We start from the raw sequence: 16,113 nt of genomic DNA on the forward strand, positions 1-16,113 counted from the left end.
CTGGAACACCTGGAGACGGTCCCGGTCAGCCACGACCTCACCGCCTGCCCGGCCCGCTTCCCCGTCCAGTACGTCATCCGCCCCCAGTCCGCCGAGCACCCCGACTACCGCGGCTACGCCGGCCAGATCGCCTCCGGCGTCCTGCGCGTCGGCGAGGCCGTCACCGTCCTGCCCTCCGGACGGACCTCCGTCATCGAGGGCATCGACGCCCTCGGCGAGAGCGTCGACATCGCCTGGGCCCCCCAATCGGTGACCCTGCGCCTCAAGGACGACATCGACATCTCCCGCGGCGACCTCATCGCCCCCACCACGAGCGCCCCCATCCCCACCCGGCGGATCACCGCGACGGTCTGCCACGTGGCCGACGGGTCGCTCACCGTCGGCCGGCACGTCCTCGTCAAACACACCACGCGGACGGTGAAGGCGATCGTCGAGGACATTCCCTCGCGGTTGACCCTCGACGACCTGTCGCAGCACCCGAACCCCGGGCAGCTCGTCGCCAACGACATCGGCCGCGTCGTCGTCCGCACCGCCGAACCCCTCGCGCTCGACGCCTACGCCGACTCCCGCCGCACCGGATCCTTCCTGCTCATCGACCCGGCCGACGGAACCACCCTGACCGCGGGCATGGCGGGCGATGCCTTCACCGCGCACGCCGAGAACGAACGGACCCCCTGACCATGCCCTTGTCGCGCCGCCCGCGCCTCCCGCTCCGTCCGCACCGCGCCGCAGCTCTCTGCCTGCTCCTCCTCGCCTGCGCCGCCACCTCGTGCGGCTACGGCTCCAAGGCCGACGGACCGACCGGCGGCCAGGTGCCGGCCGCCGCCGTCGGCGAGAAGCTGTCGGCGGGCTCCGTCCGTCTCGGCCACTTCCCGAACCTGACGCACGCCACCGCGCTGGTCGGCGTGCGCGAGGGCCTGATCCAGAAGGAACTCGGCGGGACCGCCCTGAAGACCGTCACCTTCAACGCGGGCCCGGCCGAGATCGAGGCCCTCAACGCGGGCGCCGTCGACATCGGTTTCATCGGGCCCTCGCCCGCGATCAACGGCTACGTGAAATCGAAGGGCTCCAACCTGCGGATCATCTCCGGTTCCGCCTCCGGCGGCGTCAAGCTCGTCGTGAACCCCGAGAAGATCAAGACCCTCGACGACCTCAAGGGCCGTCGGATCGCCACCCCCCAGCTCGGCAACACCCAGGACGTCGCGCTCCTGAACTGGATCACCGCACGCGGCTGGCGGGTCGACGCGGCCAGCGGCCGGGGAGACGTCTCCGTCGTCCGTACGGACAACGCGGTCACCCCGGACGCCTACCGGTCCGGGGCCGTGGACGGTGCCTGGGTGCCGGAGCCCACCGCCTCCAAGCTGGTGGCCGAGGGCGGCAGGGTCCTCCTCGACGAGCGGGACCTGTGGCCCGGAGGCCGGTTCGTGATCACGAACGTGATCGTGTCGCAGAAGTTCCTCCGGGAGCATCCGGACGTCGTCGAGGCCGTCCTGCGCGGCACGGTGAAGACCAACGAATGGATCAACGCCGACCCGGACCGCGCCAAGGCCTCCGCGAACGCCGCCCTGAAGTCCCTGACCGGCAAGGAACTGGACGCCGAGGTCATCGACGGGGCCTGGCCCGGGATCCTCGTCACCGACGACCCCCTGGCCGCGACACTGCGCGCCCAGGCGGGCCACGCGGTCACGGCGGGCCTGCTGGAGCGCCCCGACCTGACCGGCATCCACGACCTCGGGCCGCTGAACAAGGTCCTCGGTTCCCTGCACAAGCCCCCCGTCACCCACACGGGTCCGGGCACCGACGACCAAGGGAGGTGACCGGCGATGACGACCGTTCTGATCAACGCGGAGAACACCACGGCGGTCCGCAGCGCCGTCCGCATCGAGCACGTCTCGAAGTCCTTCCCCGACCCGGCCGGATCGCAGCTCGTGCTGGACGACATCAGCCTCGATGTCGCTCCGGGCGAGTTCGTCACCATCCTGGGGGCCTCGGGGTGTGGCAAGTCCACGCTCCTGAACCTGGTCGCCGGTCTGGACAAGCCGTCCGCGGGGTCGATCGAGACCCCGGGCGGCCGTCCGGCCCTGATGTTCCAGGAACACGCGCTCTTCCCCTGGCTGACGGCGGGCAAGAACATCGAACTCGCCCTGCGGCTGCGCGGCGTCGCCAAGGCCGACCGCAGGCCGGAGGCCGAGCGCCTCCTGGAACTCGTCCGCCTCGCCGGCTCCCACGGCAAGCGCGTCCACGAGCTCTCCGGCGGCATGCGCCAGCGCGTCGCCCTCGCCCGCGCCCTCGCCCAGGACGGCCAACTCCTCCTGATGGACGAGCCGTTCGCCGCCCTCGACGCGATCACCCGCGACGTCCTGCACGGCGAACTCACCCGCATCTGGGAGGAGACCAACCTCTCCGTCCTGTTCGTCACCCACAACGTCCGCGAGGCCGTCCGACTCGCCCAGCGCGTGGTCCTGCTCTCCTCCCGCCCCGGACGCATCGCGAAGGAATGGACCGTCGACATTCCCCAGCCGCGCCGCATCGAGGACTCGGACGTCGCCGAACTGTCCCTCGAGATCACCGAACACCTGCGTGGGGAGATCCGCCGCCATGGCCGGCACTGACCTCAGGCCCCGGACCGGGGCGAACGAACTGGCCGGGCTGGACGCCCTCGACACCCACCGGGCCGCCCGCGTCCCGCTGCGCAGGGTCCTGCTCGGCAAGGCCCTGCCGCCCCTCGTCGCCGTCCTGCTGGTCCTGACGGTGTGGCAGGCGCTCACCCTGGCCCGGGTCACCGACGACCACATGCTGCCGCCGCCCGGCGCCGTGTGGGACAGCCTGGTCGACCTGTGGCTGCGCGGCACCCTCCTGGACGTCGTGTGGACCAGCGTCTGGCGCGGCCTGTCCGGCTTCCTGCTGGCCCTGGCCATCGGTACGCCGCTCGGCCTGCTGGTCTCCCGGGTCCGGACCGTGCGCGCCGCGATCGGGCCCGTCCTGTCCGGACTCCAGTCCCTGCCCTCGGTGGCCTGGGTGCCGCCGGCGGTCCTGTGGCTCGGCCTGGACAACTCGATGATGTACGCCGTCATCCTCCTCGGAGCCACCCCCTCCATAGCCAACGGCCTCGTCTCCGGCATCGACCAGGTCCCGCCGCTGTACCTGCGGGCCGGTCGTTCGCTCGGCGCCACCGGTCTGCGGGGCGCCCGGCACATCGTGATGCCCGCCGCGTTCCCCGGCTACCTGGCCGGGCTGAAACAGGGCTGGGCCTTCTCGTGGCGGTCCCTGATGGCCGCCGAGATCATCGCCAGCTCCCCCGACCTGGGCCTGGGGTTGGGCCAGTTGCTGGAGTCGGGGCGAGAGACCTCCGACATGGCGCGGATCTTCCTCGCCATCGGGCTGATCCTGCTGGTCGGCATCGCCGTCGACCTGCTGGTGTTCAGCCCCGTCGAGCGCCGCATGCTCCGCCGCCGCGGCCTGCTCCCCCCGCCGCCCACCGCTTCCGGCCGGACCCACCGGGGCCGCCGGGACGCCGCCGGACTCCGTCGGAGCGAGCGGAAGTGACCCGTCGCCGCCGGTGCGGGAGGCGCGCTTCAGCCCGTCAGGGCCGGGGCGCGCGCGGCCGCGTCGTAGCGGCGCAGGACGAGCCGGGCGAGTTCGGGGGCCGCGCCGAGCACGGCGCCCACGAGGTCCGCGCCCCCCTCTGCGGCACCGAGGGCGATCCGGTCCGGCAGCCGGCCCGGGGCCAGCACGTAGGGGGCGACCGCGATCCGGCGGGCGCCGGCGTCGCGCAGCGCCCGTACGGCGTCCCGCGTGCGGGGGAGGGCGCCGTCGGAGGCGAAGGCGGGTCGTACGTCGTACCAGCCGGTGCGCCGCCACCGTTCGGCGAGCGCCACGAGCGCCGCGACGGCCCGCGGATCGGTGGTGCCCGCGCAGGCGAGGACCACGGAGGTCGCTGCGCGGTCGCCGGGCTCCAGGCCCGCCTCGGCCAGTCGGCGTTCCAGCGCGGCGATCAGCAGGGCGTGCGGCCCCAGCACCGAGGCCTGTCGTACGGAGAGGGCCGGTGGTGCCTCGCGCAGCGCTCGGGGCAGGTCGGTCCTCGCGTGGAAGGCGCTGGTCAGGAGCAGCGGCTGGGCCACCACCCGCTGTGCGCCCCGGTCGGCCATCCGCGTCAACTCCGCCCCCACGGAGGGCGGTTCGAAGTCCAGGAAGGCGGTGCTCACACGCAGTCCGGGCCGCATCGACCGGATGCGGCGGGTGAGCGCGCGTACCGTCGTCGCGTGCCGCGGGTCCCGGCTGCCGTGTGCGATCAGGAGCAGGACGCGGGAGTCGCCGTCACCGTCGCCGCCGTCGTCGTCGGAGCCGCTCATCGACCGGGGTCCCTAGCTCGCCGCGAGGGCGGGAACGGGCCAATAGGGCTCGTCCTGGAGGAGCATCGGGTCGTGGGTGAGGATGGCCCGTTCGTACTGGCTCAGGACGGGCGAGGGTTCGATGCCCTGCGACTCGATCATGTTGTGTCGGCACTGCCGGTACACCGTCAGGGCGTCGAGCTGGCGGCCGGAGCGGTACAGGGCCCGCATGAGGAGCATGCAGAACTGCTCGTGGTTCGGGTTGCGCGAGTAGAGCTCGGTGAGCTCCGGGAGGATGCGTTCGTGACCACCGGTGCGCAGTTCTAGATCGTAAAGCAGGATCAGTGCCGAATTTCTCGCTTCCATATATCTGGCGGAAGCGGTTCGGCAGATGGGTCCGCCCGCGAGACCGCCGAATACGGGACCTCGCCAGCGCGATAGTCCTTGGCGGAGGTCCGCTATGTTCTGGCGGTGTTCGGAAAGGCCGTCGTTTCCCGTCCGCGCGTGGATCGCGTCCACGGTGTCGAGGAATAAGTACGCGTCGAGTTCCCACCGGTCGAAGAGGAACATGTAGCCGGAGGTGCTGGTCACCACCCGGGATCCCTCGCGGTCGGGCTCGACGGCCGACAAGGTCCTGCGGACCCTGCTGACCTGGGCCTGGAGGGCGTTCTCGACCTTGGCGGGGGGAGTGGTCCCCCACAGTTCGAGGATCAGGGCGTCGACCGTGACGAGCGATCCGCCGGCGGCGAGCAGTGACGCGAGGAGCGTCTGCTGCATGGCGCCGCCGAGGCGCACCGAGCCGCGGTGCTTCATTATCTCCATGGAGCCTAGGACTGAGAACAGCAACACAAACATCTCCCCGCGAGATGGAAAGAGAACGTTGTCGTGTGTGCACTGGCGTCGGTCGATCGATTCACGGTCGGAATGAGACTGAATTCCTAGTGGACCGATCGGTCCCGACCGTACTTGGTCAGGTGCGAGCGTGTCAATGAAGCCCCCGGACCCGGCGCGGGGGGCGCCGGGTCCGGGGGCGGGGACGACGATGCCGTGCAACACGTCCGGCGCCGGATGCGGGGGATCCAATGGGTGCGCCCGATGTGTTGCACGGCGTTCGTGGCGGGGGCGCGGCCGCGGCGGCGCCCCCGGGAGGTGGGTCAGGCGGCGGCGGACTTGCGGTGGCGGGCGGCGCCGGCCAGGGTCACGGCGGTCACGACGAGGGTGATGATCGTGACGGTCCACAGTCCGGCCCGGTAGGGGGCGATCCCGCCGGCGGAGAGGGAGAACACCGTGGCGGTGATCGCGATGACCACGCCGTTGCCGATCTGCGCACCGGCGTTGAAGAGGCCCGAGACCAGACCCTGCTCGTCCGGCGCCGCGGTTCCGACGGCGGCGATGTTCAGCGCCGGGTAGACCGCGGCGAAGCCGAGGCCGCCGAGCAGCTGCTGGGCGAAGAGGGTGACCAGCGGGTCGACCTGACCGAGCAGCAGGACCCAGCCGAGGTAGCCGATGCTGAGCAGGACCAGGCCGCCGGTCGCGACCGGCCAGGCGCCGTACTTGGTGACCAGCGCGGCGCCGTAGCGGGCGGTGCCGGCGGTCAGGACCCCGCCGAGGAGGAAGGCGAGACCGGCTTGCAGCGGCGACCAGCCCAGCTGCTCCTGGTAGTAGAGGGTCAGGACGAACTGGAAGGAGACGTACGCGCCGAAGAAGAGCATGGCGACCAGCGCGCGGGTCAACTGGCCCTTGCGGAAGACGGACAGCGGGACCAGCGGCGCCGGGTGCCGGCTCTCGACGACGGCGAACAGCGGGAAGAGGACGGCGGCGGCGATGAGCGAGCCGATCGTCTGCGCGTCGCCCCATCCGTGGCTGGCGGCCCGGCTGAGTCCGTAGACCAGGGCCACCGCTCCGGCCGTCACGGTGACGGCGCCGAGGATGTCGAGGCTGCCGCGCTTGCCGGAGTCCTGCTGCGAGGGGACCACCGAGGCGGCGAGGAGGGCGACCAGGACGCCCGCGACGGCGGGGGCGAAGAGCACGAGCCGCCAGGAGACGCCCGCCATCAGGCCGCCGAGGATCAGGCCGAGTGAGTAACCGGCCGAGGCGACCGCGAGGAAGGTGCCCAGGGCCTTGTTGCGTGACTGCTCGTCACGGAAGGCGTCGAGCAGGATCGCCATGGCGGCGGGTGCCGTGATGCCGGCGCTGATGCCCTTGAGCAGGCGGGCCACGACCAGGACCACGCCGTCGTCGGCGATGCCTCCCAGGATGCTGGCGACCACGAAGACGACGAGCCAGCCGATCAGCAGCTTCTTGCGGTTGTAGAGGTCGGCCAGTCGACCGCCCAGCAGGAGGAAGCCGCCGAAGCCGAGCGCGTAGGCGGAGACGACCCACTGGAGCGAGGAGGTGGACATCCCCAGGTCCTCCTGGACCAGGGGGAGGGCCGGTCCCATGCTCGCGATGTCCATCGCGTCGAGGAACTGGACCGCGCACACCACCAGGAGCAGGAGCGGAAGGCTCTTGACCGCGGGGGTGGGCGGTAACGCCCGTGCGACAGGAGGTGAGGTGGGGGATGCCTCGGTCATGATCAGACTCCGATCGGAGTGTCGTCGGAAGCGGTGGGCGCAACAGGAAGAATGACGGACCGATCAGTCCCGGACTGATCGGTCCATTTCTAGCGCCCCCAAACCCCTGTGTCAAACGTATGCTGGGATCCGCGGGGGAGAGGGGAAGGAGTTCAGACATGGCGCGCACACCGGCACCAGGCACGCGGCGGCGGATTCTGGAGGCCTCGGCCAAACTCTTCGGTGAACAGGGGGTCCGGGCGGTCGGCATGCAGCAGGTGATCGACGCAACCGGAGTCGGCAAGAGCCTCCTCTACCGCGAGTTCGCCAGCAAGGACGAACTCATCGCGGCCTGGCTCCGCGAGAGCGACGCCCAATGGTGGGAACGGGCCGAGGAGGTCACCGCGCCCCACAGCGGCGATCCGGCCCGCCAGATCCTGGCCCTGATGGAGTTCTTCCACGCCAGCGTCCAGGAACCGGACTTCCACGGCTGCATCTACTACAACACCTCCAGTGAGTTCCGCGACCCGCAGCACCCGGGCCGCCAGGAGGCGAAACTGCACCTCATGGGCCTGCGCAACTGGCTCCGCGACCGGGGCGCCCAGGCCGGCGCCGACGACGCGGACGCCCTGGCCGACACGCTCATGCTCATCGTCGGCGGCCTCCTGGCCAACGGCGAGGTCCTCGGCGGCGACGGCCCGGCCCGGATGGCGGTCGCCACCACCGAGCTCGTCCTGCGCCAGTACTGCCCGGCGGCCGTGACGGCCGCCGCCCGCTGACGCACCGTCCGGCACGCGACCGGCCCCGCGGCACGGGAATGCCGCGGGGCCGGGGTGCGTGCGCGTCAGGCGCCCGTCAGGGGCCCGCGACACCGGTGCGCCGGGGCCGGGCCGCCCGTACGGCCACGCCGTGCTCCTCGTACCCGTCGTCGTAGACGAACGCCGAGGGCATGCGGTCGTGGAACTGGTAGTCGGCCTGAATTCGCCCGTCCTCCGCGAGCACCACGATGTCCTGACCGGACATCTCCATCTCGCCCGAGGACGCCGACACCATCACCCAGTTGAAGCGGACGACGTCGTGGTGACCGGTGGCGTTGTTCGACGAACGGAACTCGTAGCCCATCGGCCCGTACACCTGGTGCGTGTACGCCAGCTGGTCGAGGATCGCCGCGTGACCGCGGATCGGGTCCTTGCGGTAGAACACGTAGACGGCGTCCGGCGCGTACAGCGCCTCCACCCTCTCGCGCCGGCGCGCCGGATCGGTCTCGTTCCACAACGCGACGTACCGCGCGAGGAGTTCGTTGGGTCGGGGGAGCATGGGAAACCTCCTGGTCGCCGTGATCGATGCGATCGATGTGATCCGGATGTCGATGGGGCGGGCCGATCGTGTGATCGGCCCGTACGCCGCCCGCTCAGTGCCCCGCGGCGTACCGCGGCAGCAACTGGGCCAGGTCGGCCGTGACGGCACGGGCGTGGGACCGCAGGTAGAAGTGGTCCCCGGGGAAGGTCCGGCACCCCAGGTACTGCGGGGTCCGCCCCGCCCACGACCGCATCGCCCCGGGCGCGAGGAGGGGATCCTCCCGCCCGCGGTACGCGACGACGGGACAGCCCACGGCCGCCCCGTCGTCCTGACGGTCCGCGCACACCGCGGCGTCCGCGCCCATCGCACGGACCGCCGCCGCCAACTGCTCAGGATCGCCCTCGACCGCCGCCGGCAGGCCGCCCAACAGCCGCAGCGCCTCCAGCGGATCCGCCGACAGCACGGCCGGCGCCGAGAAACCGGTCGGCGCCCAGCCCGACACCGCCAGCAGCGCCGGCGGCGGCAGCCCGCGCCGCTCCAGTTCCACCGTCACCCGGTACCCCAGCAGCGCCCCCATCGAATGGCCGAACACCGCGTACGGACGTCCGTCCAGGTCGTCGGACAGCACCCGGGCCAGGGCCTGCGCCAGCGGACCGAGCCGTGTGTACGGAGCCTCCCGGCGCCGCTCCTGCCGCCCGGGCAACTGCACCGCCTGGCAGGCCACCGACGGCAGCAGCCCCGCCCAGTCCCGGTACATCGAGGCACCGCCCCCGCTGTGGTGCAACAGGAACAGCCGCACCCCGCAGTCGGGTTCGCCGTCCGCCGGATGCAGCCACCGGCCCGCGCCCTGTACCTCGGGCAGCGGCGCCGGCGGCGCGGCCGGCCCCACGGAGGTCACGTCCACGCCCGCTACACCGCGGGCGCCGCGGCCCCGGCCGCCGGGGCGGTGAACCGCTCCCGCAGCACCCGCCGCAGCACCTTCCCCGTCGGATTGCGCGGCAACGCCGCCACCAGGTCGTACCCCGTGGGGATCTTGAACCCGGCGATCCTGCCGTTCAGGAACCGCAGGAAGTCCCGCGGCGTGGCACCGGCCCCCGGCCGCAGCACCACCGCGGCCCGCACCGCCTCGCCCCACTGCGGGTGCGGAACCCCGTACACCGAGACCTCCTCGACGGCCGGATGCTCCCGCAGCGCGTTCTCCACCTCGGTCGGATAGATGTTCTGACCCGCGACGATGATCGTGTCGTTGACCCGGTCCACCAGGAACAGGTAGCCGTCGGCGTCGAGATGCCCCATGTCGCCCATGGACAGCCACTCGCCCGACAGGGACCCGGCCGTCACCTCCGGCAGCCGCCAGTACCCGAGGAAACGCGCCGGGCTCTTGATGACGACCCGTCCCACCCCGCCCGGCGGCAGCTCGTTGCCGTCCTCGTCCAGGATCCGCACCTCGTTGCCCGGACACGCCCGCCCCGCCGAGGCCAGCACCCGGCTGTCCGGGGTGTGGTCCTCCGGCGCCAGACAGGTCACGAAACTGCCCGCCTCCGCCGACGAATAGCCCTGGGCCAGCTCGCAGCCCAGTACGTCGATGCAGGTCAGCAGGAGCTCCCGGTCGATCGGCGAACCGCTGTAGACCACCTTGCGCAGCGACCGGAACGTCTCCCGGGTCGTGCCCCGCTCGGTCAGCATCATCCGCAGCATCGCGGGCGCCGCCCACAGGGTCGTGATCCGGTGCCGTTCGATCAGCCGCGTCGCCTCGTCCGCGATGAACTGACGCATGATCACGGTGGTCGCGCCGGCGTTGAACGAGTGCATGAACCAGCCGAACCCCGAGGTGTGCAGGCCGGGGAAGCAACTCAGCCCCCGGTCCTCGGGCCGCCAGTCGATCCAGTCCACCCCCTGCGCCCGGGTGTCCGCGATGAAGGTGAAGAACGTCCGCTGCGCCAGCACCACGCCCTTCGGCAGACCCGTCGTCCCGCTCGTGTACAACTGCGCCACCGCGTCGTCGAACCCCGCCGTGCCCGCGAGGGGCGGCTCGCCGTCCGGCAGGCCCGCCTTCCACGCCAGGAACCCGCCCGCCACGTGGTCGTCGGAGTCCATGTCGACGACCTGACGCAGCTCCGGCAGCACCGGCCGCAGCCCGTCCACGACGGGCCGGAACTCCCGCTCCACGAAGAGCAGTCCGGCCTGCGAATCGCGCAGGACGTGCTCGACCTCGCGGGCCGTCAGCCGCGAGTTGACCGGGACCAGGACAGCCCCGCTCTTCGCGCAGCCCAGCGCCAGGTCGTAGTAGTGCTCCGACTCCCGGCCCAGATAGCCCACCCGCAGGCCCGCGGTCGGCCCCGCGGCCCGCAGCGCGTGCGCGGTCCGGTTGCTCTCGCGGTGCAGTTCGGCGTAGGTGAGCGTGCGGTCCTCGCAGACCACCGCCGGATGATCGGGCCGGGTCCGGGCGTGCAGCGCGGCGCGCGCCGCGAGGGTCCGGTCCTCCGTACGGGTGTCGTCGTCCATGGTGTGCCCCCGTCGTGTCGTTCGTGCGGTGGGTGGGATGGGTGTGTTCACGTCGTGGTCGTCCGGGGAGCCGGGCGGGCCGCCGCAACGGGCTCCGGGGCGAGGACGTGCCCCAGGTGCGCGGCGAGTTCCTCCACCGACGGATGGTCGAAGACCACCGAGGACAGCAACGGGACGCGCAGCCGCGCCTCCAACCGGCTCTTCAGCACGATCGCGGTCAGCGAGTCCACGCCGAGCTCCAGGAAGCCCGCCCCGGTGTCCACGTACTCCGGGTCCTCGATCGCGAGCAGCGCGGCCACCGTGGCCCGGACCAGCGCGACCAGCGCGCCGTGCCGTTCCCCCGGTGGGGCCGCCGCCAGGGCCGCCGGGTCGAGGGGCGCCGACGCAGCCGCGAGTTCCGCCTCCCGCTCCGCGTCCGCCGTCGGGGCCGGACGGTCCGGGAGCCGGGTGAAGCCCATCCCGGTCAGCTCCATCACCGGCCGGCCGGCCCCCGGCCCGGGCCCGCCGTCCAGCAGCAGCACGTCCAGGGTGAACGCCGGGTCGGCGGTCTCGGCGCGTTCGCCGGGAGCGACCGGCGTCGCGGCGCGCTCGACCCTGGCTGCCGACCGGAGCACCTCCCCGCGCGGCTTCTTGAAGGCCCGCAGCCGGGCCACGCTCGTGGCCACGTACCGGTTCCCGTCGTCGGTGAGCGCGGCCAGCGCGTGCGTCGCCCCGTCCAGCACCGGCGGCGGCAGGTGCTCCGTCCGGGAGGTGTCCGTCCCCGACAGGTCCGTCACCGCGAAGTCCGGACCGTACGCCGCCACCCGCAGGGCCCGGCCGAACTGCGGCCCGTACGCGAGGCCGGCCCGCGCGTACGCCGCCCGCACCTCCTCGCCGTCCAGCACCCGCGACGGCTCCTCGGCCTCCATCGCACCGGCCAGCCCCAGCAGTTCCCGTCCCGTACCGGCGAGCCCGCCGGCCGCGTCGACGTCCGCCGCGATCCGGGCCGTCGCGTGCAGCCGCTCCACGCTCCCGGCCTCGTCGGCGGGCCGGCTCGACACCTCCACCACTGGCCGCCCGTCGGGCCCGGGCCGTACCCGGGTCAGCAGCAGCGTCGGCCCGTCCGTAAGGAACAGCGCCTCGTGGAAGCGCACGTCCTCCACGGCCCGACCGGTGTCCCCGTACACCTCGTCCTGCACCGCGAGGAGCAGCTCCAGGTATCCCGCCGCGGGCATGAACGCCCGGCCGCCGATCGTGTGGTCCGCCAACCAGGCCGGCTGCCCGGCGCTGATCCGCGCCGCGAACTCCCGCTGTTCGTCGCCGCGCCGCACCTCGCGGCCCAGCAGCGGATGCCCGTCGGACGCCCCCCGCCCGGCGGGACGCGCCGGAAGCCGGTAGCGGCGCCGGTCGAAGGCGTACCCCGGCAGCGGGATCCGCCGACCGGGACCGCCCGCGTACACCTCGCGCCACGCGATGTTCAACCCCGCCGCGTACGCGCCCGCCAGCGCGGCGTCCAACGTGGCGCCGGTGGTGTCCTTGGCCCGCAGGCAGCTCAACCAACGGTGCTGCTCCTGCGGTACGCACTGCCGGGCCAGCGAGGTCAGCGCCGACGACGGCCCGACCTCCACGAACACGTGCCGGCCGCGCTCGGCGACGGCACGCACGCCCGCCTCGAACTCGACGGTCTCGTTGACGTGCCGCACCCAGTACTCGGGGTCGGCCAGCTCCGCCGCCGACGCGATCCGCCCCGTCAGGTTCGACACGAGCGGCAGCCTCGGCTCGTGGAAGGAGATCCGGCCCAGCACCTCGGCCAGCGGCCGGGACACCCCGGCCATCAACGGCGAGTGGAAGGCCGCCGTCACGTGCAGCGGAGTCACCGTCCACTCCCGTGCGCGCAGCGCATCGACGGCCTCGGCCAGCGACCGCCCGCCGCCCGAGATCACGCACTGCCCGGGGGCGTTGACCGCCGCGACCGCCAGGTCGGGCCACACCTTCAGCAGCGGCCGCACCTCGTCCGCCGGCGCGGAGACGGCCGCCATGCCGCCCGGCGCCGCATCCGACACCGACTCGATCAGCGCGGACCGCGCGGCGAGGAAGGCGATCCCGTCGGCGAGCGTGAACACCCCGGCCACCGTCGCCGCCACGATCTCCCCGACGCTGTGCCCGATCAACACGCCGGGCCGCACGCCCCACGACAGCCACAGCCGGGCCAGCGCGTACTCCAGGGTGAACAGCGCCGCGTGCGTGAAGGACGTACGGGCCAGGGTCTCCTCGGCGTCCGGAACCCCGCCGAACATGACGGCGGCCACCGAACGCCCCAGCAGCGGGGCGAACAGCGCGTCGCACTCGTCCACGTACCGGGTGAACACCGGGAAGCGCCCGTACAGGGCCCGCCCCATGCCCACGTACTGCGAACCGGAACCGGTGAACAGGAACGCCACCTTGCGGAACGCGTCGGGCTTCTCCTCCCCGCGCGGCGGCGCGCTCCACCGCTCCAGGTGCGCGCCCAGCCCACCCGGATCCGCGACGGCCGCCGCCACCCGGTACCGGAAGTGCGAACGGGCCGTGGCCCGGGTCCGGCACAGGTCCACCAGGTCTGTGTCCGGATGCTCGGCGAGGAAACGCGCGTACCGCTCGGCCTGCAACCGCAACGCCGGCCGGGACTTCGCCGACAGGGTGAACACCCGGCCCGGCACGGATCGCTCCGCCGCGTCGACCGCCGGTTCCCGCGGCGTCGCCCCGGCTCCGGCGGGCGGGGCCTCCTCCAGGACCGCCACCGCGATGGCCCCCGCGACGCCGAAGCCGTTGACGGTGGCCCGGCGCACGGGCGCCTCCCACGGCCGCTCCTCCGTCGCCACCGTGATCGGGTACGTCTCCCAGGGGATCCGCCCGGACAGGTTCGGCCACACGTGCGGGAAGAACACCCCCGCCCGCATCTGCGTGATCACCTTGAGCACCGCGCCCAGCCCGGCAGCGGGCTCCATGTGCCCGATGTTCGCCTTCAGCGAGCCGATCGTCAGCGGGTGCTCCGCGTCGTGCGAGGCACCGAACACCCCGTTCACCGAACCGAGCTCGATCGGGTCGCCCAGCGGGGTCCCCGTCCCGTGCGCCTCCACGTACTGGATGTCGCCCGGCTCCAGCCGCGCGTTGGCCAGTGCCGCCCGCATCACGGCCTCCTGCGCCGGCCCGTTGGGCGCGCTGAGTCCCGCGCTCTCCCCGTCCTGCCCGATCGCCATACCCCGGACCAGCGCCAGGACCGTGTCACCGTCCGCCAGCGCGTCCGACAGCCGCTTCAACACCAGCGCCCCGCAGCCCTCGGCGCGCGCGTACCCGTCCGCGCTCTCGTCGAAGGTCTTGCAATGGCCGTCGGGAGCCAGCATCTGGCCGTGCGAGAGGATCACGAAGGAACGCGGGTTGTGCAGGGCGTTCACCGCCGCGCACAACGCGATCCCGCACTCACGGCGCCGCAACCCCTCGACCGCCAGGTGCAGCGCTGTCAACGACGCCGCGCACGCGGTGTCCGTCGTCAGGCTCGGACCGCGCCAGCCCAGGAAGTACGAGAGCCGCCCGGACATCGAATAGCCGCCGAGCCCCGTCGTCAGGCTCCCGTCGAGCTGCTCGTCGGACAGTCCCTCCAGCTCCAGCGCGAAGTCGAGCGGCGAAGCCCCCACGTAGACGCCGCCGTCGCCGTGCCGCAGACCGGCCGGATCGATGTTGGCGTCCTCCAGGGCCTGCCACACCGTCTCCAACAGCAGCCGCTGCTGCGGATCGACGAACGGGGCCTGCTTGGGCGGAATGTTGAAGAACTGTGCGTCGAATTCGTCGATGCGATCGAGGAAACCGCCCGCGACCGCGGTGACGTCACCGTCGGCCACCTCGGGAACCCACCGGTCGCGCGGCAGCGGCCCGATACCGGAACGACCGTCCCGCAGGAAGGAATCCAGCGCGGAAAGAGAATCGTTCCCACCGGGAAAACGCATCCCCGTTCCGACCACCGCGATCGGCTCGTACTTCTCCAGCAGGAACTGTTCGAGTTCGCCGTTCTGTCGGCGGACCGTCTCCTCCGCCGCTTCGAGCCTTTCCAAAACGTCCGGATCCGCATTTCCCGCAGGATTCGGCGCTCCCGGCATTTCGGGCATGGCGGCCGCCTCTCTCTCAGTTCACGTCGAAGATGTCGGCCAGCACTTCGGAGGCCAGATAATCCGTCAACCGCTCGACGGTCGGCTGGTTGAACAGCGCCGTACTGCTGATGCCCCGCCCCAGCTGCTCCTCCAGCCGCTGCTTGACCATCGTGAGCAGCAAGGACGTCATCCCGAGCTCGAAGAAGCCGGCCTCCACCGGCAGCTCCTCGTCGTCCGGCATGAGCAGCGCGGCCTTGAATTCCGCAACCACGATTTCTTCGAGAACCGAGCGCCGTTCCGATCCCGGCAAGGACACCAATTGTTCCGTCATACCGGCCGAGTGAAGCACAGGCCGTGTGACCACCGGCTGACGTCCTCCTGACCCGGCCGCCCTGTCAGTTCATCGTCAGCAGCACTGTGGGAACCTCGGGAAGCAGGAGTGCGTGAGATCCGGCACGGAGGAGCCAACAATGCAGAACGCGGCACGAGAAGAACTTCGGACCAACGGATATTCCTTGATACCGGCCGACCGGCTCGTCATCGATACCGAATTGCGTCAGCACGTCAAGGAATTGGCCGCCGAATGGGAGAACCTGGAGACGGACCAGTACCTGAAGGGCGGCTCCCGCTTCCGCGAACGCCGCTACGACCGGTTCTTCTTCGTCCCCCGCACCGGAGAGGTCCGGCTGCGCCCCCACCGCCCCTACTTCCAGTCGATGGGGGCCAACGACTACGCCGGCGGCATCGACCGCGACGTGGCACCCCTCAGCCGCACCACCCTGGCCAACCCGCTGCTCACCCGGCTCCTGCGGTCGGACTTCGAGACGTTCCCGGTCCCCGAGGACGCCTGGCGCGACGACCCGTGGGACGTCCAGTGCCACCAGTTCCGCATCATCAGCACCCCCGACGAGACGGGTGAGCCGACCCCCGAGGGCCCGCACCGCGACGAGGTCGACTTCGGCGTCATCCACCTGATGGGCCGCTTCAACGCCCGCGGCGGGGAATCGCAGGTCTACGACCTCGACCGGCGGCTCGTCACCGAGTTCTGCCTCACCGAGCAGATGGACACCATGTACTGGGCCGACGCCCAGGTCCTCCACGCGGTACGCCCGATCCTGCCCGTGGACCCGGCGAAGGCGGCCGTGCGCGACGTCCTGATCATGGGCTACAGGCACGCGCCGGAGCTGCCGCGCGAAGAACAGAACGGCTGACGTGCCGACGCGATCCGAGGTCCGCCGTGTCGATCGTGTGATCATCCGTTTCGCGGGTGATTCGGGTGACGGTATGCAGCTGACGGGTGACCGTTTCACTTCGGAGACGGCGTCT

General features: G+C 72.0%; 13 protein-coding genes and 1 pseudogene. 6 read left to right on the forward strand and 8 right to left on the reverse strand.

Translation table 11 applies throughout. The features are described 5' to 3' along the window. From ACFVS6_RS41735 to ACFVS6_RS41750, 4 genes and pseudogenes are all read left to right on the forward strand, one after another. Nucleotides 1-678 (forward strand): annotated as a pseudogene (locus tag ACFVS6_RS41735) (hypothetical protein); the annotation flags it as partial. 2 nt (nt 679-680) lie between these two features. Beyond that, nucleotides 681-1,817, forward strand: coding sequence for an aliphatic sulfonate ABC transporter substrate-binding protein (locus ACFVS6_RS41740; protein WP_389711763.1), 1,137 nt, complete (start codon nt 681-683; stop codon nt 1,815-1,817). Nucleotides 1,818-1,823: 6 nt separating this feature from the next. Then, entirely contained in the window at nt 1,824-2,612 is a 789-nt protein-coding gene (locus ACFVS6_RS41745) for an ABC transporter ATP-binding protein (RefSeq protein WP_389711764.1), read from the forward strand. Next, nucleotides 2,599-3,546 (forward strand): ABC transporter permease, encoded by a 948-nt coding sequence (locus ACFVS6_RS41750; protein ID WP_389711765.1) that lies wholly within the window; start codon nt 2,599-2,601, stop codon nt 3,544-3,546. Before ACFVS6_RS41745 ends, ACFVS6_RS41750 begins: the two co-directional genes overlap by 14 nt. Before the next feature lie 29 nt (nt 3,547-3,575). On the opposite strand, the gene ACFVS6_RS41755 is transcribed toward ACFVS6_RS41750, so the two are convergent. From ACFVS6_RS41755 to ACFVS6_RS41765, 3 genes are all read right to left on the reverse strand, one after another. Next, nucleotides 3,576-4,352 carry a sirohydrochlorin chelatase gene (locus ACFVS6_RS41755; RefSeq protein WP_389711766.1) on the reverse strand — a complete coding sequence of 259 codons (777 nt, stop codon included), beginning with the start codon at nt 4,350-4,352 and terminating at the stop codon, nt 3,576-3,578. A 12-nt stretch (nt 4,353-4,364) separates the two neighbouring features. Then, nucleotides 4,365-5,153 (reverse strand): BTAD domain-containing putative transcriptional regulator, encoded by a 789-nt coding sequence (locus ACFVS6_RS41760; RefSeq protein ID WP_389711767.1) that lies wholly within the window; start codon nt 5,151-5,153, stop codon nt 4,365-4,367. 332 nt (nt 5,154-5,485) lie between these two features. Then, nucleotides 5,486-6,904 (reverse strand): MFS transporter, encoded by a 1,419-nt coding sequence (locus tag ACFVS6_RS41765; protein ID WP_389711768.1) that lies wholly within the window; start codon nt 6,902-6,904, stop codon nt 5,486-5,488. Nucleotides 6,905-7,062: 158 nt separating this feature from the next. On the opposite strand from ACFVS6_RS41765, the gene ACFVS6_RS41770 reads away from it, so the two are divergent. Then, complete coding sequence (locus ACFVS6_RS41770) at nt 7,063-7,662, forward strand: TetR/AcrR family transcriptional regulator (RefSeq protein ID WP_389711769.1); 600 nt, start codon at nt 7,063-7,065, stop codon at nt 7,660-7,662. 76 nt (nt 7,663-7,738) lie between these two features. On the opposite strand, the gene ACFVS6_RS41775 is transcribed toward ACFVS6_RS41770, so the two are convergent. From ACFVS6_RS41775 to ACFVS6_RS41795, 5 genes are all read right to left on the reverse strand, one after another. Beyond that, complete coding sequence (locus tag ACFVS6_RS41775) at nt 7,739-8,200, reverse strand: nuclear transport factor 2 family protein (RefSeq protein WP_389711770.1); 462 nt, start codon at nt 8,198-8,200, stop codon at nt 7,739-7,741. A 94-nt stretch (nt 8,201-8,294) separates the two neighbouring features. Next, nucleotides 8,295-9,086 (reverse strand): thioesterase II family protein, encoded by a 792-nt coding sequence (locus ACFVS6_RS41780; protein WP_389711771.1) that lies wholly within the window; start codon nt 9,084-9,086, stop codon nt 8,295-8,297. Between the two features lie 5 nt (nt 9,087-9,091). Next, complete coding sequence (locus ACFVS6_RS41785) at nt 9,092-10,687, reverse strand: long-chain-fatty-acid--CoA ligase (RefSeq protein WP_389711772.1); 1,596 nt, start codon at nt 10,685-10,687, stop codon at nt 9,092-9,094. Nucleotides 10,688-10,734: 47 nt separating this feature from the next. Beyond that, the gene (locus ACFVS6_RS41790) at nt 10,735-14,751 is read right to left on the reverse strand and encodes a type I polyketide synthase (RefSeq protein ID WP_389711773.1); all 4,017 of its coding nucleotides are present in this window, start codon (nt 14,749-14,751) and stop codon (nt 10,735-10,737) included. A gap of 70 nt (nt 14,752-14,821) precedes the next feature. Then, nucleotides 14,822-15,058, reverse strand: a complete 237-nt coding sequence (locus tag ACFVS6_RS41795; protein ID WP_389711774.1) for an acyl carrier protein — start codon at nt 15,056-15,058, stop codon at nt 14,822-14,824. A gap of 199 nt (nt 15,059-15,257) precedes the next feature. Between ACFVS6_RS41795 and ACFVS6_RS41800 the strand changes: the two genes are divergently transcribed. Next, nucleotides 15,258-15,998 (forward strand): 2OG-Fe dioxygenase family protein, encoded by a 741-nt coding sequence (locus ACFVS6_RS41800; RefSeq protein WP_389711775.1) that lies wholly within the window; start codon nt 15,258-15,260, stop codon nt 15,996-15,998. Nucleotides 15,999-16,113: the final 115 nt, after the last annotated feature.

This window comes from Streptomyces sp. NPDC057939 (assembly GCF_042887545.1).
Taxonomy (GTDB): Bacteria; Actinomycetota; Actinomycetes; order Streptomycetales; family Streptomycetaceae; genus Streptomyces.

Excerpts from the sequence above, each read along its gene's own strand:
- ACFVS6_RS41740 (WP_389711763.1), top strand. The coding sequence starts at position 681 with ATGCCCTTGTCGCGCCGCCCGCGCCTCCCGCTCCGTCCGCACCGCGCC.
- ACFVS6_RS41745 (WP_389711764.1), top strand. The coding sequence starts at position 1,824 with ATGACGACCGTTCTGATCAACGCGGAGAACACCACGGCGGTCCGCAGC.
- ACFVS6_RS41750 (WP_389711765.1), top strand. The coding sequence starts at position 2,599 with ATGGCCGGCACTGACCTCAGGCCCCGGACCGGGGCGAACGAACTGGCC.
- ACFVS6_RS41755 (WP_389711766.1), bottom strand. The coding sequence starts at position 4,352 with ATGAGCGGCTCCGACGACGACGGCGGCGACGGTGACGGCGACTCCCGC.
- ACFVS6_RS41760 (WP_389711767.1), bottom strand. The coding sequence starts at position 5,153 with ATGGAGATAATGAAGCACCGCGGCTCGGTGCGCCTCGGCGGCGCCATG.
- ACFVS6_RS41765 (WP_389711768.1), bottom strand. The coding sequence starts at position 6,904 with ATGACCGAGGCATCCCCCACCTCACCTCCTGTCGCACGGGCGTTACCG.
- ACFVS6_RS41770 (WP_389711769.1), top strand. The coding sequence starts at position 7,063 with ATGGCGCGCACACCGGCACCAGGCACGCGGCGGCGGATTCTGGAGGCC.
- ACFVS6_RS41775 (WP_389711770.1), bottom strand. The coding sequence starts at position 8,200 with ATGCTCCCCCGACCCAACGAACTCCTCGCGCGGTACGTCGCGTTGTGG.
- ACFVS6_RS41785 (WP_389711772.1), bottom strand. The coding sequence starts at position 10,687 with ATGGACGACGACACCCGTACGGAGGACCGGACCCTCGCGGCGCGCGCC.
- ACFVS6_RS41800 (WP_389711775.1), top strand. The coding sequence starts at position 15,258 with ATGCAGAACGCGGCACGAGAAGAACTTCGGACCAACGGATATTCCTTG.